Origin of the sequence: Micromonospora sp. CPCC 205539 (assembly GCF_036906815.1) — a bacterium.
GTDB lineage: Bacteria > Actinomycetota > Actinomycetes > Mycobacteriales > Micromonosporaceae > Micromonospora.
In genome coordinates, this window is sequence record NZ_JBAKHW010000002.1 from 246,498 (window position 1) to 266,410 (window position 19,913).

Here is a 19,913-nt window from a genome sequence, read left to right on the forward strand (position 1 = left end):
GACGAGATGGGCCGTATAGTGCCCTGGTGACAGCCGCTCAGCCACGCGCCAGTCGGCGCCAGGAGAGCGCCGAACACACCCGCCGGTTGATCTTGGACGCGGCTCAGGACCTCTTCCTCACCCAGGGGTACGCGACCACGACCGTCAACGACATCGCGGCCCGCGCCCGAGTGGCGGTGGCCACCGTCTACACCAGCGTCGGCGGCAAGCCGACCCTGCTGCGGGCGCTCATCGAGGCCGGTGTCAACGACCCGGAGACGGCCGAGAACGTGGCGGCCACGGCGGTCGCCACCGACCCCCGCGAGGTCGTGCGTCTGATCGGCGCCGGCACACGGTACGGCCACCAGAGCCGGCCCGACACGATCCGGCTGATGAGGGCGGCGGCCGGCATGACAGCGAGCGCCGCCGCGGCAGCACGAGACGGTGCCGCGGCCTACCGCCAGGCGCTGCGGGTGGGGGCGGCACGACTCGAGGAGTTGTCCGCCCTGCGGCCGGACCTCACCGTGGAGCAGGCAACTCAGGTGCTCTGGTTCTACTTTGGCCTGCACTCCTGGCCGCAGCTCGTGGACGAGGGCGGCTGGTCGTACGAAGACGCCGAACGGTGGCTCGTCGACCGGGCCACCGAGGCGCTTCTCGGGGCCTAGCCGAACTCGCCGTGCTTGATGCCGCTGACGAAGGCACTCCACCCGGCGGCGGGGTAGACGAGGGTTGCCGCCGCGCGGTCCTTGCTGTCGCGTACCGCGACTCGACCCGAACCATCCAGGATCGGCCCAGCCTCGACACAGTTGCCACCGTTGTCGGGGCTCCTGGTGCCGATATGCCAAGCGACGGGCATGGACTCGCTCATGACAGCTCCTCCGCGAGTGCTGTGATCAGCTTCGCCGACTCGTTCGCGCTGAGTGCGGCCTCCCGAAGGCGATCGTACGCGCGCACATACCGCAGAGCCTTGTCTGACTCGAGAAAGAGCCGCCCTCCGAGGGTTTCTGCATGGGCCACATCAGAATACGGAGCAGGCATCTTGAAGAGCCAGAAGGTGCCGTCCAAGCCCGAGTGCAGCCCGAGCGTGAGCGGGACGACGCGGATCTCGACGTTGGGCTTCCTTGCCGACCGTGCAAGGTGGGCGAGTTGAGCCGCCATCACGCTCGTGCTCATCACCGGCCGCCGTAGCGCCGCCTCCTCGATGATGACGGCGAGTTTCGTCGGCGACAGCCCGCCCAACAGCCGCTGCCGGTCCACCCGCAGCTGTACCCACTTGCGGATTTCGACCTCACTCGCGGAACTTGGCTCGGCGTTCCTGATGACTGCTTCGGCATAGTCGCGGGTCTGCAGCAGGCCGGGTATCAGCAGAGCCGAGAAGGTGCAGACCTGCTCGGCTCTCGACTCCAGCCAGGGAAAGTCGATGAACGAGGTGTCGTAGATCGTCCTGTCGGCGCTGCTATCCCAGCGGTCGACCCGCCAGGCATCCTGGGCGAGTTGGATGAGCCGTTCCCTCTCCCGCTCGTCGTGGACGCCGTAGAGATCGAGCAGCGCGACGACCAGCTCCCTCCGGAACGGCCACTCAGCTCGTTCGTAACGTGCCAGCGACGAGAAGTCGCGCTCCAGGTACTGGGCGACGTACTTGAGGGTCAGGCCACGTCGCTCCCGCAGCTCACGCATCTGCTGGCCCAACCACTGAGCACGCAGGGTTCGGACGAATGGCTCTCTGCTCGCGGCCATGCTCACCTCTCCAGGCACCCGCTAAAGGATTCCGTTGGTGTCGTTGCACCAATACCGAGGCCACTGGAAACGTGGCCTTCGGGTGAGGGTGATCGCCGGCCCCCGGGGACGCCCGGTGCAAACACGGCAACCGCGGCTGTGCCAACAGCCGAGAAGGTGACGAGAGACGGCCTCGCGAGTGGCAGGCGCATACCGACTCTCGTCGGGTCTCAACTAGAGCGTCGGGATGTGCGAATCCCGGCTCCGAACCGACTTGACGAATAACTACCACACAAGGGCGCCTTCGCGCCCCTGACCCGCCCGCCGATCAGTGACGAGAGAGGTGACCGATGACCAGAGGCACGCTCTATGGCGGCACCCGGCTGCATCCGCGCCACGTCCGCGACCGCCAGTTCACCACCGTCGGCTTCGGCCGTCGGGGCCTCAACCCCAGAGAGGTACGACGGTTCCTGCACCGCGTCGCACTCGACCTGGCCGCGCTGCACCACGACTTGGCGCTGCTCAGCGAGGAGAACGCCCGGGTAAAGCGGGCGCTGCGCACGTGGCAGAGCGCCTGGTCCGAGAGGCGTCAGCCGTGAGCCCGCCGCACGAGCCGCCGGGCGGGATCTTCGTACCGCTACCCCGGGCTGCCGTGCTGGCGTTCACCGAGTCGGCGGAACCGCCGCCCCGGCACGTCATCCACCTACCGGTGGCGGTGCCCGACCTGGCCGGGGCGCTGGAGCTGGCGCGTACCCTCGCTCGATCGCTGACCTCGACGCCGCAGGTCGACGTCGCCGCGACCACCGTCTCGGCCGAGGACGCGCAGCACGTACGACATTGGGTCTTCTGCGACCGGATCATGCCCGACCGTCGCCGCTGCGCGCGAGAGGCGGACCACGGCGGCCCCTGCCTGCCCGTCGACGCCCCCTAGCTAGACGGCACCCACACCCAGGCCCGCGATCTTGCAGTTCCGGTCGCCAAGATGCGCGGAATGCCCCTTACGTCGAGGCAGAAAGTGCAAGATCGCGCGGGACGAGGCCCGGCACCGCGCGGGACGAGGCCCGGCACGGCGCGGGACGAGGCCCGGCACCGCGCGGGACGAGGCCCGGCACGGCGCGGCTCGGGTACCTAGCTGGCCTCGACGACCATTAGCTCGCCGACCTGTTCGCCGATCGCGGTACGCGCCTCTGCCGGCATTCCCACGTCGGTGATCAGCACGTCGGCTGCCTCCAGCGGGGCGATGGTGGCGATGCCGATCGTCTCCCACTTGGTGTGGTCGGCCAGCACCACCAGCCGGCGGGCGGCGCTGATCAGGCATCGGTTGACCCCGGCCTCCAGCAGGTTGGGCGTGGTGAAGCCGGTGCGGGGGCTGAGCCCGTGCACGCCGAGGAAGAGCAGGTCGACGTTGAGCGCGCTGATCGCCGCCTCGGCCACCGGGCCGGTCAGCGCGTCCGACGGGGTGCGGATGCCGCCGGTGAGCACCACGGTCTGGTCGGCGCGCGGATTCTGGTAGAGCGCGTCGGCCACCGGGATCGAGTTGGTCACCACGGTCAGCCCCCGTACGTCGGAGAGCAGCGTGGCCAACGCGGCGGTGGTCGTGCCGGCGGAAAGCGCGATGGCCATTCCCGGCTCGACCATCGTCGCCGCCCGCTCGGCGATCGCCCGCTTCTCCGCCTGCTGGCGGATCGACTTGGCGGCGAAGCCGGGCTCCTCGGCGGAGCCCGGCCCGGCCAGGGTGGCACCGCCGTGCACCTTGTCCACGAGCCCGCGTTCGGCCAGCACCTCCAGGTCGCGGCGGATGGTCATGTCGGACACACCAAACCGACTGACCAGGTGGCTTACCCGGACCCCGCCACGTTGGCGGATCAGATCGAGGATGGCGGTCTGCCGCTGCTGGGCGAGCATCTGGGGAAACTCCTTCGCGCCGTCACTGCCGCCGAGCTCAGGCCGGGCCGTCGGTCCGGTCCTCACGCACCACGGCCACCTCGCCGGCCGGCACCTTCAGCTCACCGGCACACCGCTGTCCGGTCAACAACTCCGTGCCGGTCGCGTCGAGCCGTACCTCGGCGTCGGTGTGGTTGATCGCGAACAGCCAGCTCCGCTCGCCGTCGCGACGCCGGACCACCTCGACCCCGGTCGGCACCTGCGCGGCCGGGCGGACGCCGGCCTCGGCGACCAGCCGGGCGACCAGCCGGTCGGTGGCCGCCTCGTCCAGCCGGGTGCCGACGTACCACGCGGCGCCCGCGCCGACCGCGTTCCGGGTCAGCGCCGGCACGCCAGGCAAAGGCCCATCGGTGTACGAGGCGAGCACCTCGGCGCCCTCCGGGTGCAGCCACTCGGTCCACACGTCGGCGGTGCTGCCGTCATCGAGCCGAACCTGCTCACCCTGGCGCAGCGGGAAGAACTCCTCGGTCCGTACGCCGAGCAGCTCGCGGAAGGCACCCGGGTAGCCGCCCAACCGGATGTGGTCGTTCTCGTCGACGATGCCACTGAAATAGGTGACCGCCGCGGTGCCGCCCGCCTCGACGAACCGGCGCAGCGCGTCGGCGTCGGAGTCACGGACCAGGTAGAGAGTGGGCGCCAACACCAGCCGGTAGCCGGTGAGGTCGGCCGACGGGTGAACGATGTCAGCGGTGACACCGGCTCGCCAGAGCGCGTTGTAGAGGGCGCCCATCCGGTCGGCGTACTGGACGTCGGTGCTGGGGTGCGAGTCCAACTCGACGCCCCACCACGCCTCCCAGTCGAACAGGATGGCCACCTCGGCGGCCACGCGGCTGCCGCGTACCTCGGCCAGCGCCTTGAGGTCGGCGCCGAGCTGGCAGACCTCGCGGAAAACCTTGGTGTCCGGCCCGGCGTGCGGCACCAGCGCGGAGTGGAACTTCTCGGCGCCCGCCCGGGACGCCCGCCACTGGAAGAACAGCACACCGTCGGCACCACGGGCGACGTGCGCGAGGCTGTTGCGGCGCATCTCCCCCGGCAGCTTGGCGACGTTGCGCGGCTGCCAGTTCACCGCGCTGGTGGAGTGCTCCATGAGCAGCCACGGATCGCCGCCGGCGACGCCCCGGGTGTGGTCGGCGGCGAGCGCCAGCCCCAGGTGCGCCTGCGTGTCGGCGGCGGTCAGGTAGTGGTCGTTGGAGACCAGGTCCACGTCGCCGGCCCAGGAGTGGTAGTCCATGTGCTTGATCCCGGTGCCGATCATGAAGTTGGTGGTCACCGGCTGGCGGACCAGCGTCTTCAACAGCTCACGTTCGAGGCGTAGCTGGGCGCGCTGCTCGTCGGAGGAGAAGCGCAGGAAGTCCAGTTGCTGCGTGGGGTTCGCGAAGGTCGGCGCGGTGCGCGGCGGGTTGATCTCGGCCCAGTCTCCGTAGCGCTGGCTCCAGAAGGCGGTGCCCCAGGCGTCGTTGAGCCGGTCCAGGCTGCCGTACCGCTCACGCAGCCAGCCCCGGAACGCCTCCGCGCTCACGTCGCAGTAGCAGTGCACGTTGTGGCAGCCCAACTCGTTGGAGACGTGCCACATCACCACGGCGGGGTGCTCGGCGTACCGGCTGGCGATCGCACGTACCAACTCCAGCGACCGCTCTCGGAACACCGGAGAGCTGGGGCAGTACGCCTGCCGGCCGCCCGGCCAGAGGATCGCGCCGTCGGCGCGGCGGGGAAGGGTCTCCGGGTGCGCGCGGGCCAGCCACGGCGGCGGGCTCGCGGTGGCCGTGGCCAGGTCGACCTGGATGCCGCCGTCGTGCAGGAGGTCCAGGACCCGGTCCAGCCAACCGAACTCGTACTGACCGGGGGTCGGCTCGAGGAGAGCCCAGGAGAAGATGCCGACGGAGACCAGATTGACCCCGGCCTGACGCATCAGCTCGATGTCTTCCGACCAGGTCTGCTCGGACCACTGCTCCGGGTTGTAGTCGCCGCCGAAGTAGATGCCATCGCCTTGCCATTGCCGCATGAGAGCTGAGGGTGCACCTGACGCCCCGCCGAAGTCAACAGGTTCCAACATCAGTTTCGTTTACAACGTTTACCTCGTAACAGCCTTGTCACGACTAGGTTCCGGGAGGCGAACTGCCCTCTTGACAGCGGCCGGCGGAGGGGTAGCTTGAGGCCCCGATGGCCGTTCGTGTTTGCCAATGTGGATTCTCGGTGGATCCCGATGTGTATTCACGGCGCCGGACTGCCCCCACCTCATGACCCCCTTGGGCGTAGCTCCTCTTCATCCGCAGGAGGCACGAATGACCCGTCCCCGCTCCCAAGCCGAGTACCTCGCCCGGCTCGTACCGCCCTCCGTCGCCGGCATCAACCGGCGGTCGCTGCTGGCCGGCGCGGCCAGCACCGGCGCGCTGCTCGGCACCGGCATGCTCGCCGGCTGCGGCGATGACTCCGGCTCCGGGTCCGACTCGAAGGCCGTGTCGGTCGGCTCGAACCAATCCGACCCGAAGCCGAAGGACGTCATCGCCAAGGTGATGGACGGGTTCAAGACCTCGTCTGGCGTCACGCCTTCGATCAACACGGTCGACCACAACACGTACCAGGAGAACATCAACAACTACCTGCAGGGCAAGCCGGACGACGTGTTCATGTGGTTCGCCGGCTACCGGATGCGCTTCTTCGCCGCCAAGGGCCTGGCCGGCGACATGAGCGACGTGTGGGGCAAGCTCTCCGGCTTCTCCGACGCCTTCAAGAAGGCGTCCACCGGCGACGACGGCAAGCAGTACTTCGTCCCCTCGTCCTACTACCCGTGGGCCATGTTCTACCGCAAGTCGGTCTGGCAGCAGCACGGCTACCAGGTGCCCACGACGCTGGACCAGCTCACCGCGCTGAGCGCGCAGATGAAGAAGGATGGCCTCACCCCGATCGCCTTCGCCGACAAGGACGGCTGGCCGGCGATGGGCACCTTCGACATCCTGAACCTGCGGATCAACGGCTACCAGTTCCACATCGACCTGATGGCGGGCAAGGAAGCCTGGACTTCGGACAAGGTCAAGAAGGTCTTCGACACCTGGGCCGGTCTGCTCCCCCTGCACCAGCCGGACAGCCTCGGCCGCACCTGGCAGGAGGCCGCGCAGTCGGTCCAGCAGAAGAAGAGCGGCATGTACCTGCTCGGTCTCTTCGTCGCCCAGCAGTTCAGCAACGAGGAGCAGAGCGACCTCGACTTCTTCACCTTCCCCGAGATCGACCCGGCGATCGGCGCCAAGGCGCTGGACGCGCCGATCGACGGTTACATGTTGGCCCGTAAGCCCAAGAACGAGGCCAACGCCAAGAAGCTCCTGGAGTACGTCGGTGGCAAGGCCGCCGCGGACATCACGGTCAAGAACGACCCGAGCACCCTGGTCGCCAACACCGGCGCCGACACCAGCGGCTACACCGCGCTGCAGAAGAAGGCGGCCGAGTTGGTCGGCTCGGCCACCGAGATCGCCCAGTTCCTCGACCGGGACACCCGGCCGGACTTCGCCTCGACGGTGATCATCCCGGCGCTCCAGCAGTTCATCAAGGACCCCAAGGACATCGACGGCCTCACCAAGTCCATCGAGAACCAGAAGAAGTCGATCTTCACTGACTGACGGCGGAAAGGGGAGGACATCATGTCCGACCTACCCCTGATCCAAGCGGATCGCGCCGTACCGTCGCCGGCCGCGACCACCCCCACGGGTGGTCGCCGCCGGCGGCTACGGCTCCTGTCCCGCACCGACCGCGTGGTCATCACGCTGATGGTGCTCGTACCGCTGCTGCTCGTCACCGGGTTCGTCTGGCTGCCTGCGGTGGCCACCGTGCTGCTCTCCGGCACCGACTGGGACGGCATCGGCCCACTCAACGAAATCGACTTCGTCGGCGCTCGTAACTACAGCGACGTGGTGAACATCTACCCGCCGTTCGTGCCGGCGATCCAGCACAACCTGCTCTGGCTGGCGGTGCTGTTCGTGGTCGCCACCCCGTTCGGCATGTTCCTGGCCGTCCTGCTCGACAAGGAGATGCGCGGCAGCCGCTTCTACCAGACCGCGCTGTACCTGCCGGTGGTGCTCTCGTTGGCGCTGATCGGCTTCGTCTGGCAACTGCTCTACTCCCGCGACCAGGGCCTGATCAACGCCGTGTTCGGCAGCGACGTCGACTGGTACGGCGACTCGAGCGTCAACATCTGGGCGGTCATGATCGCCTCCGGATGGCGGCACGTCGGCTACATCATGCTGCTCTATCTGGCCGGCCTGAAGGGCGTCGACCCGTCGTTGCGGGAGGCCGCAGCGGTCGACGGCGCCTCGGAGAGCCGGACGTTCTTCCGGGTCGTGTTCCCGGTGCTGCGACCGATCAACATCATCGTGCTGGTGGTGACGGTCATCGAGTCGCTGCGTGCGTTCGACCTGGTCTGGGTGGTCAACAAGGGCCGCAACGGGTTGGAGCTGATCTCCGCGCTGGTCACCCAGAACGTCGTGGGTGAGGCGAGCCGGATCGGCTTCGGCTCCGCGCTGGCGACCATCATGCTGGTCGTCTCGCTGGTCTTCATCACCATCTACCTGGCGACCGTGATGAGGGAGAACCGGGAATGAGCACCGCGACCGTTACCCGGCGTACCGAGGGCGGGCCGGAGGCACCGGCGAGCCGCCGCAAGCTGACCCCGCTGCGGATGCTGCTGCACGGCTTCCTCATCGTCGTCGCGCTGGCCTGGCTGTTCCCGATCGCCTGGGCGGTGCTGACCTCGCTACGCTCGTACGACTACACCGCCGCCCATGGCTACGTCTCGATCGGCGGCTGGACCCTCGACAACTACGTCACGGCCTGGCAGACGGCGGAGTTCGGCAAGCACTTCCTCAACTCGGTGTACATCACCGTGCCGGCGGTGCTGCTGACGCTCTTCCTCGCCTCGTGCGTGGCGTTCGTGATCGCGCGGTTCAGTTGGAAGCTCAACATCGTGCTGCTCGGGATCTTCACCGCGGCCAACCTGCTGCCCCAGCAGGCGCTGCTCATTCCGCTGTTCCGGTTGTTCACCGAGGTGCCGCTGCCGGAGTTCATGAGCGACTCCGAGCTGCTCTACGACAGCTACTGGGGCCTGATCCTGATCAACGTGGCCTTCCAGTGTGGATTCTGCGTCTTCGTGCTCAGCAACTACATGAAGGCGCTGCCCCGCGACCTGTACGAGGCCGCGATGGTCGACGGAGCGAGCATCTGGCGGCAGTACTGGCAGGTCACCATGCCGTTGTGCCGGCCGGCCCTGGCTGCGCTGGCCACGCTGGAGGTGACCTGGATCTACAACGAGTTCTTCTGGGCCACCGTGCTCATGCGTACCGGCGACAAGTTCCCGGTGACGAGCTCGTTGAACAACCTGCGCGGTGAGTTCTTCACCGACAACAACCTGGTCTCGGCGGGCAGCGTGCTCGTCGCGATCCCCACGCTAGTGATCTTCTTTATGCTCCAGCGGCACTTCGTCCGGGGCCTGACCTTGGGAGCCTCCAAAGGATGACCATCCTGCACCTGCGCCGCGCGCGGACCAGCCTGGTGCTCGACGCGCGCGGCCCGGGGCTGCCCCGGGTCGTGCACTGGGGCGGCGACATCGGCGACCTCGACGACGACGGCCTGCGCCAGCTCGCCGACGCGACCGTACCGCCGGGGGTGCCGAGCAGCTTCGACGAGCCGACCGTGCTCTCGTTGCTGCCGGAGGCCAGCGCCGGCTGGAGTGGTCGGCCGGGGCTGGCCGGGCACCGCGACGGACGCGACTGGTCCACCTCCTTCCGCCTCGACGGGTTGGACGTGGACGACATCCGCCCCGACACGGGCCGCGTGGCGACCGACGTGAAGGTGGTGGGCGTACTCGAGACCGACGGTGGGCACGGCGAGCCTGGCTCGGCGCGACTCACCGTGCGGGCGTCGGACCCGGCCGCCGGTCTGGCCCTGAGCATCGAGATCGCGCTGGACCCGTACGGCCTGCTGACCATCCGCCACACGCTGCGCAATGACGGCGACACCGCGTACGAGCTGCGCGAGCTGACCCCGGTGCTGCCGGTGCCGGCGGTCGCCACCGAGCTGCTCGACCTGACCGGCCGGTGGTGCCGGGAACGGTCGCCGCAGCGGCACGCCTGGCAGCAGGGCAGTTGGGTGCGCGAGGGTCGCCACGGCCGCACCGGGCACGACGCCACCCTGCTGCTGGTCGCCGGCACCGCCGGGTTCGGCTTCGGTCACGGTGAAATCTGGGCGGTACACACCGCGTGGAGTGGCGACCACGTCACCGTCGCCGAGCGGCGGCCCACCGGCGAGTCGACCCTCGGTGGCGGCGAGCTGCTGGCTCCCGGCGAGATCCGGCTCGGCCCCGGCGAGTCGTACGACACCCCTCTGCTCTACGCGGTCTGGTCCGACGCGGGGCTGGACGGGCTCAGCGACGTGCTGCACACCCACCTGCGGGCCCGGCCCGGGCACCCGCGCTCCCCCCGCCCGGTCACCCTGAACGTGTGGGAAGCGGTCTACTTCGACCACGACCTGGACCGGCTGCGGTCGCTCGCCGACCGGGCCTGGGAAATCGGCGTCGAGCGGTTCGTACTGGACGACGGCTGGTTCCGCGGCCGCCGTGACGACACCGCCGGCCTCGGTGACTGGTACGTCGACGAGGGCGTCTGGCCGAACGGCCTGCAACCGCTGATCGACCACGTGACCGGCCGAGGTCTCGAGTTCGGCCTCTGGGTCGAGCCGGAAATGGTCAACCCCGACTCCGACCTGTTCCGCGCGCACCCCGACTGGCTGCTGGCCGTCCCCGGACGGTTGCCGCCGTCCTGGCGCAGTCAGCAGGTGCTCGACCTGGGTCGTCCGGAGGTCTACGACTACCTGCTGGAGCGCTTCGACGCGCTGCTCACCGAACACCCCGGCATCAGCTACCTCAAGTGGGACCAGAACCGGGATCTCACCGAGGCGGGGCACCACGGGCGGCCGGGGGTGCACGAGCAGACCCTGGCGGTCTACCGGCTCTTCGACGAGCTGCGGCGTCGGCACCCCACCGTCGAGATCGAGAGCTGCTCGTCCGGCGGCGCCCGGGTGGACCTGGCCATCCTGTCCCGCACCGACCGGGTCTGGGCCAGCGACTGCAACGACGCCCTGGAACGGCTCAGCATCCAGCGCTGGACCGGTCTGCTGCTGCCACCGGAGCTGATCGGCACGCACGTCGGGCCGGAACGCTCGCACACCACCAACCGCGTGCACGACCTCGGTTTCCGGGCGGCCACCGCGCTCTTTGGCCACAATGGCATCGAGTGGGACATCGCCTCGATCAGCGCCGCCGAGCAGACCGAACTGGCCGCCTGGGTGGGCCTGCACAAGCGACTGCGTCCGGTGCTGCACAACGGTCGGGTGGTCCGGGTCGACCACCCGGACCCGGCCGTCTGGGCGCACGGCGTGGTCAACCACGACGGCAGCCGCGCGGTGTACGGCGTGGCCCGCCTGGCCACCTCGGCAGCGCAGGTTCCGGGCGTGCTCCGGCTGCCCGGCCTGGACCCGGGTCGGCGTTACCTGGTGCGGCCGGTGTCGGACGTGCCGCCGCCGGCGACCATCGACCGCTCCGCGCCGGGCTGGCTGCCGGCCGGAGTGACGCTCAGCGGTGCCGCGCTGGCCCGCGTGGGGGTGCAGCTGCCCGCGCTGCACCCGGAGCAGAGCCTCGTCCTGGAGGTCATCGAGGTCGGCTGAAAATTCTTTGGTCGGGGTGTCGAGAACGGTGCGGCTTGCTTCTACCTCAGGGTGAGATCACCGAAGATGGTGCGAGCCCTGAGGAGCGAGACCATGAAGTACATGTTGCTGATGCAGTTCAGCGCCGCCGGGACCGACTTCCCGGGCATCGACACCTGGAGCCCGGAGGAGATCCGGGCGCACATTGGCTTCATGCGGGAGGTCAACGGCAAGCTGACCGCTGCCGGCGAGTGGGTCGACGGGCAGGGCCTCGGCGGCCCGCAGCAGGCCCGGATCGTCCGCGCCGGTGAGGGCGGGGCGCCGGTGGTCACCGAGGGGCCGTTCGCCGAGACGAAGGAGTTCCTCGCCGGTTACTGGATCGTCGACTGCGACACGCCGGAACGCGCCGTGGAGCTGGCCGCGTACATCTCCACCGCGCCCGGCCCCGGGGGCCGGCCGCTGAACATGCCGATCGAGGTGCACCCGGTGATGTCCGCGCCACCTGAGGAGCTGTGAGGGCTGACCACCACCGATCCCCGCATCGAGGACCTGCTGCGCGAACTCGCGCCGCAGGTCCTCGGCGTGCTCACCCGCCGGTTCGGTGACTTCGCCACGGCGGAGGACGCGGTGCAGGAGGCCCTGCTGGCCGCCGCCACCCAGTGGCCGGCCGAGGGGACACCGACGAACCCGCGCGGCTGGCTGATCCAGGTCGGCTACCGCCGGATGATCGAGCTGATCCGCGGCGAACAGGCCCGGCGGCGCCGAGAGGACCTGGTCGCCCGGCGTGACCCGGACGACCGACAGCACGCGCCGGCAGCGGACGAGGAGTTGACCGCCGAACGGGACGACACGCTGGTCCTGCTCTTCCTCTGCTGCCACCCGGCGCTCTCCCCCGCGTCGGCCGTCGCGCTGACCCTGCGGGCGGTGGGCGGGTTGAGCACTGCCGAGATCGCCCGGGCCTTTCTGGTGCCGGAGGCGACGATGGCGCAGCGGATCAGCCGGGCCAAGCAGCGCATCCGCTCGTCCGGGCTGCCGTTCCGGATGCCCGACCCGGCGGAACGCGCCGACCGGCTGACCGCCGTACGGCAGGTGCTCTACCTGATCTTCACCGAGGGGCACACCAGCACCGAAGGCCCCGCTCTGCACCGGATCGACCTGGCGGCGGAAGCGATCCGGCTGACCCGCGCGCTGCACGCGTTGCTGCCCACCGACAGCGAGTCGGCCGGGCTGCTGGCGTTGATGCTGCTCACCGAGGCGCGCAGCCCGGCCCGGACCGGCCCCTCCGGCGAGCTGATCTCGCTGGCCGACCAGGATCGCACGCGCTGGGACGCGGCGACGATCGCCGAGGGCATCGCCCTGGTCACCGAGGCGCTGCCACGCGGCCCGGTCGGCCCGTACCAGGTGCAGGCCGCCATCGCCGCGCTGCACGACGAGGCGCCGAGCACCGATGCGACCGACTGGCCGCAGATCCTGGCACTGTACGAGGTGCTGGAGCGACTCGCCGGCAGCCCGGTGGTGGCGCTCAACCGGGCCGTGGCGCTCGCCATGGTCCACGGGGCGACGGCCGGCCTGGCCGCCCTCGACGCGCTGGCCGACGATCCACGGCTGGCCGGGCACCACCGGCTGCCCGCCGCCCGCGCGCACCTGCACGAGATGGCCGGTGACCGTGGCCGGGCGATCGTCGACTACCGGGCCGCCGCCGCGCGGGCGACCAGCCTTCCCGAACAGCGCTACCTCACCATGCGGGCAGCTCGGCTAGCCACCGACGCCGCACCCGACTCCTGAGGAACTGAGGACTGCATGGCGTACGTGCTGCTGGGAATCGCCATCGCGGCCGAGGTGATGGCGACCAGCCTGCTCAAGGCCACCGCGGGGTTCACCCGCCTCTGGCCTACGGTCGCCTGCGTCGGCGGATACCTGCTGGCGTTCGTCCTGCTGGCCCAGGCGGTCAAGGAGATCCCCATCGGGGTGGCGTACGCCCTCTGGTCGGGTCTGGGCACCGCCACCATCGTGGCGATCGGGGCGGTGTTCCTGGACGAGCCGCTCGGGCTGGCAAAGCTCGCCGGCATCGCCCTGATCATCGCGGGGGTGGTCATCGTGAACCTGACCGGGGAGCACTGACCCTCCAGGGTCGCGGGTGGCCGGGCCCGTGCGTGCCCGGCCACTCGCGCGTCGGTCAGCTCGCGGTGCAGATCACCTCGGGCTTGGCGTTGCTTCCGGACCAGCTGCCGATGAAGCCGAAGCTGGTGCTGACGCCGGCGGCCAGCCGACCGTTGTAGTCCACGTTGCGCGCGCTGACCACCGCTCCGCTGCTGGTCAGCGCCGTGTTCCAGGACTGGCTGACGCTCTGGCCGTTGGCGAAGGTCCAGCGGGCGCTCCAGCCGGTGATCGCGGTCGCTCCCGCGGTCACCCGCACCTCACCCTGGAAGCCGCCCTGCCACTGGTTGACGACCGTGTACGTCGCGGTGCAGCCGCCGGCCGGCGGCGGCGTGGTGGGCGGGGGTGTCGTCGGCGGCGGGGTGCCGGTGAAGACACTCGCCTCCCGGGCGGTCTGCCGGATGCCGTTGGCACCGTTGAAGAGCCGTTGGCCCCAGGTGGTCAGGCTGGCGGGGTTGAAGGCGGTCGCCAGATCCAGATACTCCACGCCGCCGCCGTTTCCGCTCCACGACCAGCCCAGCCAACCGATCCCGTTGGCCTGGCTGTAGGCGAGGATGCTGTCCTCGTCCGGGTCGCCGTCGGAGTGGTTGAAGCCGAACTCACCCACCACGATGGGCAGGCCGGCGGCACGGAAACGGCCCAGGTAGTCGTTGATCTCCGCGGCGGTGTCGAAGACGCCGTACATGTGGATGGAGAAGACGGTGTTGCGCGACGGGTCGGCCGCGAAGACCGCGGCGGCGTTGTCGCGCATGGTGAACGACCAGTCCTGCCCCCAGTTCGGCGCGTCCACCATGATCGTGTGGGTCAGCCCTCCGGTGCGCAGCCGCTTGATCGCGTTGGCGCTGTCGGTGGCCCAGGAGGCGTAGCTCTGGTTGCCGTACGGCTCGTTGCCGATGTTGACGATCACGTACTCCTCCTGGCCGGCCAGGACGTCCGCGATGCTGAGCCAGTAGTCCACCGCCCGATCCAGGGTGACCGCGCCGCTCTGCTCGCCGTACCCCGTGGTGTCGTGCACCTCGAGCACGCAGATCAGCCGGTTGGCGATGCAGAGCGAGATGACGGTGGCGACGTCGGCGTTGCTGTTGCGGGTCCACCGGTCGCCACTGGAGAGCACCACCCGCACGGTGTTCGCACCGAGCGCCTTGACGTTGGCGAACGAACTGGTCTGTTGGGGATACCACGTGTGCGCGTGGTTGACCCCACGCATGATGAATTCGGTGCCGTTGGCGTCGTACAGCTTGCCGCCCGCGACGGAGAAGCCGGCCCCGGCGTGTGCCGGCTGGCCGAACGCCAGCACGGCGACGAGCACCGTGAGCAGGGCCGCGCTGGCGGCGGAGAGTCGAGTCTTCATGGCCTACCTCAGGGGAGGACCCCCGGTGCCCGACAGGGGTGGGACGTGACAGGGGAAGGCGGCTGCGGCCCGACAGCCGCCGCCCGGATCCCGACGGCGCATTCATCAGCGTAGGCCGATGGATCGGTCAGCGCATCCCCGGGCGAACAGGACAGGAGGGTTGACCGCTGCCGACCTGGGTATCCGGGGGACGAGCTGCGGGTGGAGAGGGGATACCAGGATGGTCAACGTCGGTTACACCCTGATGTGCGAACAGGCCGGTCCGAAGCAGTTGGTCGACTACGCGGTACGGGCCGAGGCTGCCGGCTTCGACCAGTTGGTGATCTCCGATCACTACTACCCCTGGCTGGACTCCCAGGGCCACTCCCCGTACGCCTGGTCGGTGCTCGGCGCGGTCGCCCACGCCACCTCGCGGGCGGAGCTGATGTCCTTCGTGACCTGCCCGATCCGCCGCTACCACCCGGCTGTGGTCGCGCAGAAGGCCAGCACCATCGGAGCGCTCTCGGATGGTCGGTTCACCCTCGGCCTGGGTGCCGGAGAGAACCTCAACGAGCATGTGGTCGGCGGCTGGCCGCACGTGCAGCAGCGGCACGAGATGTTCGAGGAGGCGTTGCAGATCATCAGGCCGCTGCTCAACGGCGAGACGCTGACCTTCTCCGGCAATCACTTCGACGTGCCCGACGCCTACATCTGGGACCGCCCGGAGCGTCCGGTGCCGATGGCCGTCGCCGCCTCCGGTCGACAGTCCGCCACCCTGGCCGCGGAGTACGGCAACGGCATCGTCGCCACCGAGCCCGACCGGCACATCATCGAGATGTACGACGACGCCGGTGGCGCCGGTCAGCCCCGCTACGGGCAGGTGGCCATCTGCTACGGCCCGGACGAGGCGGAGTGCCGCAAGATCGTGCACGACCAGTTCCGCTGGTTCGGAATGGGCTGGAAGGTCAACGCCGACCTGCCCGGCCCGGAGGCCTTCGCGGCCGCCACCCAGTTCGTCCGCGAGGAGGACGTCGCCGAAGGCATCTCCTGCGGCCCGGACGTCGAGGCGCACGTCGAGGCGTTCCGTAAGTTCGTCGACGCCGGCTTCACCCACGTGGCGATCGTGCAGGTCGGCGGGGAGACCCAGCCGATGTTCCTGGACTGGGCGCGGGAGCAGTTGCTGCCTCGGCTGCGCTCGCTGTGAGCACTGCCCCGTTCGGCCGGGCGCAGCTGCGGCTGGCGCTGACTGCTCCCCGCCCGGCCCACGGCCTGACAAGTGAGTGGCGGCTGATCGGCGGCGTACGAACGCACACGCGGCGCAGCGCGGACCCGGGCACCGGGGCACCGCCGGTGGTGCTGGTGCACGGCCTGGCGGTCTCCCACCGCTACCTCACCCCGTTGGCGTTGGCGCTGGCCCCCACCCATCAGGTGTACGTGCCGGACCTGCCCGGGTTCGGGCTGAGCGAGCGGCCCCGAGGCGCGTACGACGTGCGCCAGCACGCTGAGCACCTGGCCGCCTGGCTGGCCGCGTACCGCCTTCCACCGGTCTGCCTGCTCGGGCACTCGTTCGGCGCCGAGGTGGCCGCCGCGCTCGCCGCGACGCACCCGGCCGCGGTGCGCGCGCTGGTGCTGGCCGGATCGACCAGCGACCCGGCCGCCCGGTCCCGACGAGCCCAGTTCGGCCGGTGGCTGGTGGACACGCTGCGCGAATCGCCGTGGCAGGCGCCGGTCCTGACCCGCGACCTCTGGGATGCCCGACCGTGGCGGGTCCTCGCGACGCTGTCGCACTCGGTCCGGAACACGATCGAGACGGACCTGGTCCGGATCACCGCGCCGACCATGGTGATCGGCGGCGAGCGGGATCCGGTGGCACCGGCCGTCTGGCGGGATCAGATGACCCGGCTCGTCCCGGACGCCCGGCTGGTCGTCGTCCCCGGCGCGGCGCACAACGTGGCCACCACCGCACCGACGGCGGTCGCTGACGCGATCCGCCACCTGCTCGCCCTCGATCCCGCACTCACGGACAGGTGAAACCCATGCGTTTTGGCAACACGGAGATCCGGCCGCTCGGCGGGGGTCTCGGCTGCCTGCTGATGATCCTCGCGTCGATCGTCGCGTCGGTGGTGCTCACCGTACTGCTCAATCTGGTGCTCTGAGCCGGCCCGGGGGCCGTTGGCCCGACCCGACGTCGGGTCGGGCCACCGGTCCCACTACTGGAGCGGACGCCAGGACGCCGGGTTGTCCGAGCCCTCGACCATGCGCATCGAGGCAGCCAACTCCAAGCCGCCGTCACGACCGCCCACGGCGCTCGCGCCGGCCGGGCTCTCCGTCGAGACCTCGGTGACACACGTCGAGCAGTCGGGCACCTGCGCCACCCGGAAGACCCCGACGCCATTGCCATCGTCCATCGCCGACCCGACGCGGCCCGCCACCATCACGCGGGACTCCTCGAAGTCGCTCCCGTCACCGGGAAATACACCGTTGGTCACGCCGACGCTGAGGTCCTGACGGGGACCCGGTCCACCCGTGCGGTACAACACCTCGGCGGTCAGCCACTTTCCGTCGTACATCTCGACCCTGCTGCCCTTGAGTGTGGCGCCGGCCGGAAGACCGACCCGTGCGAACGGAACACTCACCCGCTGGGTCTCCCACACCAGCCCGGCGGCGATCTGGCGACCAAACTCCTCGGGATGGTCCACCTTGTTCATCGTGATGGACATCCACCCGTCCGGTGCGTACTGCCACGAGAGCGACGTTTCGGTGCCATCGGTGTAGAGGAAGGCCGGGTGCCCGTCGACTGCCGCCACCTGCACGCCGGGCAGGTCGACCGGCGGGGGTGGGCCCTCCAACTCGCTCCGCTGCCGCAGGCTGGCAAAGAGATCCACCCCCCGCGCCCCCATCCGCACGGTCACGGATTGACCCACGCCCATGATCGGCCCCGGCTGGATTGGCCCGCCGGGGCTGATCGCCTCGGGCACGTTCGCATCCACCGCGAGGACCTTCACGTCGGTCCGGGACTCCTGTTGGATCGCTCCGGCGGGAAGCGACCCGAGCCGGAACAGCCGCAGCGTCGGATCGAAGGCCTCCGGCGCCACCGTGGGCGGACCAGCCGGGGCCGTCGCGGACGGCGACGGATCGTCCGCGGGCGACGGACCGATCGACGGCCCGACCCCGGCCAGCAGGGCCGCCGAGCCGACCAACGCCATCGCCGTGGCGGCCACCCCGACACCGACCAGCCGACGACGCCGGCGGACCGTCCGTTCGCCGTCGGCCAGCGCCCTCTCCATCGACACCTCACCGCCGGGCAGGTCGTCGACCGCGCGCGCCAACATGCCCCGCACGTACGTCTCCTCCTGATCGATCATCGGGCTGCTCCCTTCGGCTCCGCGTCCTGCGGCAACTGCCGGCGCAACGCGGTGAGTCCCCGCGCGGTCTGACTCTTGACGTTCCCGGTCGAGCAGCCCAGCACCTCGGCGGTCTGCTCCACGCTCAGGTCGGCGTAGAAGCGGAGCACCAGGACCACCCGCTGGCCGGGTGGCACCGCCGCCAGGGCGGTCCGCACCGTCACCGCGTCTGCCGCGCTGTCGCCCGGCCCGGGCGGCGCACCGCGGGGCACCGGCTCGGGTGTGCGGTCGAACAACTGGACGCCCCACCAGCGGGACCGCCGTTCCTGCCGAAACGCGTTGATCAGCATCCGGTGGACGTACGCAGCGGGGTTGTCGACCTGCCGTATTCGCGGCCATTTCACGAAGAGCTGGGTGAGCGTCTGTTGCACCACGTCGTCGGCCCGGTGCCGGTCACCGGTCAACAGGTAGGCGGTGCGTCGCAGCTTCTCGGTCATTCCGCTGACGAACTCGACGTACTCGTGCCGATGTGCGGCATGCATCAACCACTCCCGTTCCGGATTCCGACGCTGTCACCGTATGGATGGAGCCGGATGTGGTTCAGGTTGCACGCGCGTCGTCGGCGCGGCTGAGGTCAGCGGCGCAGGCCGAGAGCGGTGAGCACCTCGCGGGAGGCCACCCGGGCCGGGTCGAGCACCGAACGGCGGGTCCAATGGGCCATCGGTGACACGGTGGCCCGCCACGCCGCTCGGACACCACGCGCTATCGGCACGACGGTGGCCGTCCAGGCCCAGCGCAGCCCGCGCCCGAGCGGCCGCAGCAGCAGTCGGTACACCTGCCGCAGCAGCCACCCGGCCACCCGCCAGGCCCCCACCACGGCGGCGACGACCAGCCGGCCGAACCCCGCGAGGACCCACCAGACGCCTCGGGCCACCCCGATCAGCGCGACGGCCAGCGCCCCCGCGAGCACGCCGAGCCCGTGCCACAGCAGCCGGCCGGCCGGCGCGAGCACCGAGGCCAGCCAGCGCAGCGGCCGGACCACCAGGTTGTCGACGAGCCAGACCAGGGCGCGGCCGAGCAGGACCAACGGCGGGCGGAGCACCACCCGGGCCAGCCAGACCAGCGGCGACCAGACCAGCGTCCGCGCCACCCAGGCGACGCCGCGACCCAGCCACCGCAACGGCGACCAAACCAGCGTGCGCGCCACCCAGGCCAAAGCCTGACCCAGCCATACCAACGACGGCCAGACCAGCGTCCGCGTCACCCAGGCGACGCCGAGACCGAGCCAGACCAGCGGACGCCAGATCAACGTGCGCGCGGACCAGACCAGCGGCAACCAGATCAATGTGCGCGCGGCCCAGACCAGCGGCAACCAGATCAATGTGCGCGCGACCCAGACCAGCGGGAGCCAGAGGAGTCGGTGCAGGACCCAGGCCAGGGGCGTCAGCAGCCAATCGCGCAGGAACCGACCGGTCGGCCCGAGCAGGTACCGGTTCACCAACCGGCCGGCGGCCGCGAACAGCTCCCACAGCAGGCGTACCGGCAGCACCACGACCAACGCCAGACCGCGCGCGACGGCCGCGACGAGCGGAAGCTCGGCGGAGGCCGGGGCCGCCACCGACGGGCGGCGGACCGGGCGCGGCACGGCCGGCGGGGTCGGGTGACCGGCCGGCGAGCCTGGCAGCGGCGGGCGAAGGGTGGGACGGTCGGTCACGGGGGCACGGTAACCGCTCCGCGCCACGGCCGGGGGGCGGCCACCG

The 19,913-nt window shown here is 70.3% G+C and carries 20 protein-coding genes; 12 read left to right on the forward strand and 8 right to left on the reverse strand.

The features are described 5' to 3' along the window. Window positions 1-26: 26 nt before the first annotated feature. A complete protein-coding gene (locus V6V47_RS03325) occupies window positions 27-644 on the forward strand; it encodes a TetR/AcrR family transcriptional regulator (protein ID WP_334626452.1) in 618 nt (205 codons plus the stop codon). Here V6V47_RS03325 and V6V47_RS03330 read toward each other — a convergent pair. Together V6V47_RS03330 and V6V47_RS03335 are read right to left on the reverse strand one after the other, a co-directional pair. Next, the gene (locus V6V47_RS03330) at window positions 641-847 is read right to left on the reverse strand and encodes a DUF397 domain-containing protein (RefSeq protein ID WP_334626453.1); all 207 of its coding nucleotides are present in this window, start codon (window positions 845-847) and stop codon (window positions 641-643) included. The genes V6V47_RS03325 and V6V47_RS03330 overlap by 4 nt on opposite strands. Next, entirely contained in the window at window positions 844-1,716 is an 873-nt protein-coding gene (locus tag V6V47_RS03335; protein WP_334626454.1) for a helix-turn-helix domain-containing protein, read from the reverse strand. Before V6V47_RS03335 ends, V6V47_RS03330 begins: the two co-directional genes overlap by 4 nt. A gap of 329 nt (window positions 1,717-2,045) precedes the next feature. On the opposite strand from V6V47_RS03335, the gene V6V47_RS03340 reads away from it, so the two are divergent. Both V6V47_RS03340 and V6V47_RS03345 read left to right on the forward strand, forming a co-directional pair. Continuing rightward, window positions 2,046-2,294 carry a DivIVA domain-containing protein gene (locus V6V47_RS03340; protein ID WP_334626455.1) on the forward strand — a complete coding sequence of 83 codons (249 nt, stop codon included), beginning with the start codon at window positions 2,046-2,048 and terminating at the stop codon, window positions 2,292-2,294. A 56-nt stretch (window positions 2,295-2,350) separates the two neighbouring features. After that, complete coding sequence (locus V6V47_RS03345) at window positions 2,351-2,626, forward strand: hypothetical protein (protein WP_334626511.1); 276 nt, start codon at window positions 2,351-2,353, stop codon at window positions 2,624-2,626. Between the two features lie 197 nt (window positions 2,627-2,823). On the opposite strand, the gene V6V47_RS03350 is transcribed toward V6V47_RS03345, so the two are convergent. Both V6V47_RS03350 and V6V47_RS03355 read right to left on the reverse strand, forming a co-directional pair. Next, entirely contained in the window at window positions 2,824-3,600 is a 777-nt protein-coding gene (locus V6V47_RS03350; protein WP_334626512.1) for a DeoR/GlpR family DNA-binding transcription regulator, read from the reverse strand. Between the two features lie 37 nt (window positions 3,601-3,637). Next, window positions 3,638-5,641, reverse strand: a complete 2,004-nt coding sequence (locus V6V47_RS03355; RefSeq protein ID WP_334626456.1) for a beta-galactosidase — start codon at window positions 5,639-5,641, stop codon at window positions 3,638-3,640. Between the two features lie 280 nt (window positions 5,642-5,921). Here V6V47_RS03355 and V6V47_RS03360 point away from each other — a divergent pair, with 280 nt between their 5' ends. The 7 genes from V6V47_RS03360 to V6V47_RS03390 all read left to right on the forward strand — a co-directional run bounded on the left by V6V47_RS03360 (window position 5,922) and on the right by V6V47_RS03390 (window position 13,443). Further along, the gene (locus tag V6V47_RS03360; RefSeq protein WP_334626457.1) at window positions 5,922-7,250 is read left to right on the forward strand and encodes an ABC transporter substrate-binding protein; all 1,329 of its coding nucleotides are present in this window, start codon (window positions 5,922-5,924) and stop codon (window positions 7,248-7,250) included. 21 nt (window positions 7,251-7,271) lie between these two features. Beyond that, complete coding sequence (locus tag V6V47_RS03365) at window positions 7,272-8,228, forward strand: carbohydrate ABC transporter permease (protein ID WP_334626458.1); 957 nt, start codon at window positions 7,272-7,274, stop codon at window positions 8,226-8,228. Beyond that, window positions 8,225-9,139 (forward strand): carbohydrate ABC transporter permease, encoded by a 915-nt coding sequence (locus V6V47_RS03370; RefSeq protein WP_334626459.1) that lies wholly within the window; start codon window positions 8,225-8,227, stop codon window positions 9,137-9,139. Before V6V47_RS03365 ends, V6V47_RS03370 begins: the two co-directional genes overlap by 4 nt. Continuing rightward, complete coding sequence (locus V6V47_RS03375; RefSeq protein ID WP_334626460.1) at window positions 9,136-11,343, forward strand: alpha-galactosidase; 2,208 nt, start codon at window positions 9,136-9,138, stop codon at window positions 11,341-11,343. The genes V6V47_RS03370 and V6V47_RS03375 overlap by 4 nt, the downstream gene beginning before the upstream one ends. A 93-nt stretch (window positions 11,344-11,436) precedes the next feature. After that, on the forward strand, window positions 11,437-11,838 hold the full coding sequence (locus V6V47_RS03380; RefSeq protein WP_334626461.1) for a YciI family protein: 402 nt from the start codon (window positions 11,437-11,439) through the stop codon (window positions 11,836-11,838). 24 nt (window positions 11,839-11,862) lie between these two features. Next, on the forward strand, window positions 11,863-13,107 hold the full coding sequence (locus V6V47_RS03385) for an RNA polymerase sigma factor (protein ID WP_334626513.1): 1,245 nt from the start codon (window positions 11,863-11,865) through the stop codon (window positions 13,105-13,107). A 15-nt stretch (window positions 13,108-13,122) separates the two neighbouring features. Further along, window positions 13,123-13,443, forward strand: a complete 321-nt coding sequence (locus V6V47_RS03390; RefSeq protein ID WP_334626462.1) for a DMT family transporter — start codon at window positions 13,123-13,125, stop codon at window positions 13,441-13,443. Window positions 13,444-13,498: 55 nt separating this feature from the next. On the opposite strand, the gene V6V47_RS03395 is transcribed toward V6V47_RS03390, so the two are convergent. Further along, entirely contained in the window at window positions 13,499-14,830 is a 1,332-nt protein-coding gene (locus tag V6V47_RS03395; protein WP_334626463.1) for a cellulase family glycosylhydrolase, read from the reverse strand. 220 nt (window positions 14,831-15,050) lie between these two features. Here V6V47_RS03395 and V6V47_RS03400 point away from each other — a divergent pair, with 220 nt between their 5' ends. Then, window positions 15,051-16,013 (forward strand): TIGR03557 family F420-dependent LLM class oxidoreductase, encoded by a 963-nt coding sequence (locus tag V6V47_RS03400; protein ID WP_334626464.1) that lies wholly within the window; start codon window positions 15,051-15,053, stop codon window positions 16,011-16,013. Next, the gene (locus V6V47_RS03405; protein ID WP_334626465.1) at window positions 16,010-16,840 is read left to right on the forward strand and encodes an alpha/beta fold hydrolase; all 831 of its coding nucleotides are present in this window, start codon (window positions 16,010-16,012) and stop codon (window positions 16,838-16,840) included. Before V6V47_RS03400 ends, V6V47_RS03405 begins: the two co-directional genes overlap by 4 nt. A gap of 179 nt (window positions 16,841-17,019) precedes the next feature. Here V6V47_RS03405 and V6V47_RS03410 read toward each other — a convergent pair whose 3' ends face one another. The 3 genes from V6V47_RS03410 to V6V47_RS03420 form a co-directional block, all read right to left on the reverse strand. Beyond that, complete coding sequence (locus V6V47_RS03410) at window positions 17,020-18,174, reverse strand: hypothetical protein (RefSeq protein WP_334626466.1); 1,155 nt, start codon at window positions 18,172-18,174, stop codon at window positions 17,020-17,022. Next, window positions 18,171-18,695: a SigE family RNA polymerase sigma factor gene (locus V6V47_RS03415; RefSeq protein WP_334626467.1), complete on the reverse strand. Its 525-nt coding sequence runs from the start codon at window positions 18,693-18,695 to the stop codon at window positions 18,171-18,173. The genes V6V47_RS03410 and V6V47_RS03415 overlap by 4 nt, the downstream gene beginning before the upstream one ends. Before the next feature lie 92 nt (window positions 18,696-18,787). Then, entirely contained in the window at window positions 18,788-19,867 is a 1,080-nt protein-coding gene (locus tag V6V47_RS03420) for a hypothetical protein (RefSeq protein WP_334626468.1), read from the reverse strand. Window positions 19,868-19,913: the final 46 nt, after the last annotated feature.

Excerpts from the sequence above, each read along its gene's own strand:
- V6V47_RS03360 (WP_334626457.1), top strand. The coding sequence starts at position 5,922 with ATGACCCGTCCCCGCTCCCAAGCCGAGTACCTCGCCCGGCTCGTACCG.
- V6V47_RS03400 (WP_334626464.1), top strand. The coding sequence starts at position 15,051 with ATGGTCAACGTCGGTTACACCCTGATGTGCGAACAGGCCGGTCCGAAG.
- V6V47_RS03415 (WP_334626467.1), bottom strand. The coding sequence starts at position 18,695 with ATGCATGCCGCACATCGGCACGAGTACGTCGAGTTCGTCAGCGGAATG.
- V6V47_RS03330 (WP_334626453.1), bottom strand. The coding sequence starts at position 847 with ATGAGCGAGTCCATGCCCGTCGCTTGGCATATCGGCACCAGGAGCCCC.
- V6V47_RS03350 (WP_334626512.1), bottom strand. The coding sequence starts at position 3,600 with ATGCTCGCCCAGCAGCGGCAGACCGCCATCCTCGATCTGATCCGCCAA.
- V6V47_RS03390 (WP_334626462.1), top strand. The coding sequence starts at position 13,123 with ATGGCGTACGTGCTGCTGGGAATCGCCATCGCGGCCGAGGTGATGGCG.
- V6V47_RS03395 (WP_334626463.1), bottom strand. The coding sequence starts at position 14,830 with ATGAAGACTCGACTCTCCGCCGCCAGCGCGGCCCTGCTCACGGTGCTC.
- V6V47_RS03365 (WP_334626458.1), top strand. The coding sequence starts at position 7,272 with ATGTCCGACCTACCCCTGATCCAAGCGGATCGCGCCGTACCGTCGCCG.
- V6V47_RS03370 (WP_334626459.1), top strand. The coding sequence starts at position 8,225 with ATGAGCACCGCGACCGTTACCCGGCGTACCGAGGGCGGGCCGGAGGCA.
- V6V47_RS03410 (WP_334626466.1), bottom strand. The coding sequence starts at position 18,174 with ATGATCGATCAGGAGGAGACGTACGTGCGGGGCATGTTGGCGCGCGCG.
- V6V47_RS03355 (WP_334626456.1), bottom strand. The coding sequence starts at position 5,641 with ATGCGGCAATGGCAAGGCGATGGCATCTACTTCGGCGGCGACTACAAC.
- V6V47_RS03340 (WP_334626455.1), top strand. The coding sequence starts at position 2,046 with ATGACCAGAGGCACGCTCTATGGCGGCACCCGGCTGCATCCGCGCCAC.
- V6V47_RS03335 (WP_334626454.1), bottom strand. The coding sequence starts at position 1,716 with ATGGCCGCGAGCAGAGAGCCATTCGTCCGAACCCTGCGTGCTCAGTGG.
- V6V47_RS03375 (WP_334626460.1), top strand. The coding sequence starts at position 9,136 with ATGACCATCCTGCACCTGCGCCGCGCGCGGACCAGCCTGGTGCTCGAC.
- V6V47_RS03380 (WP_334626461.1), top strand. The coding sequence starts at position 11,437 with ATGAAGTACATGTTGCTGATGCAGTTCAGCGCCGCCGGGACCGACTTC.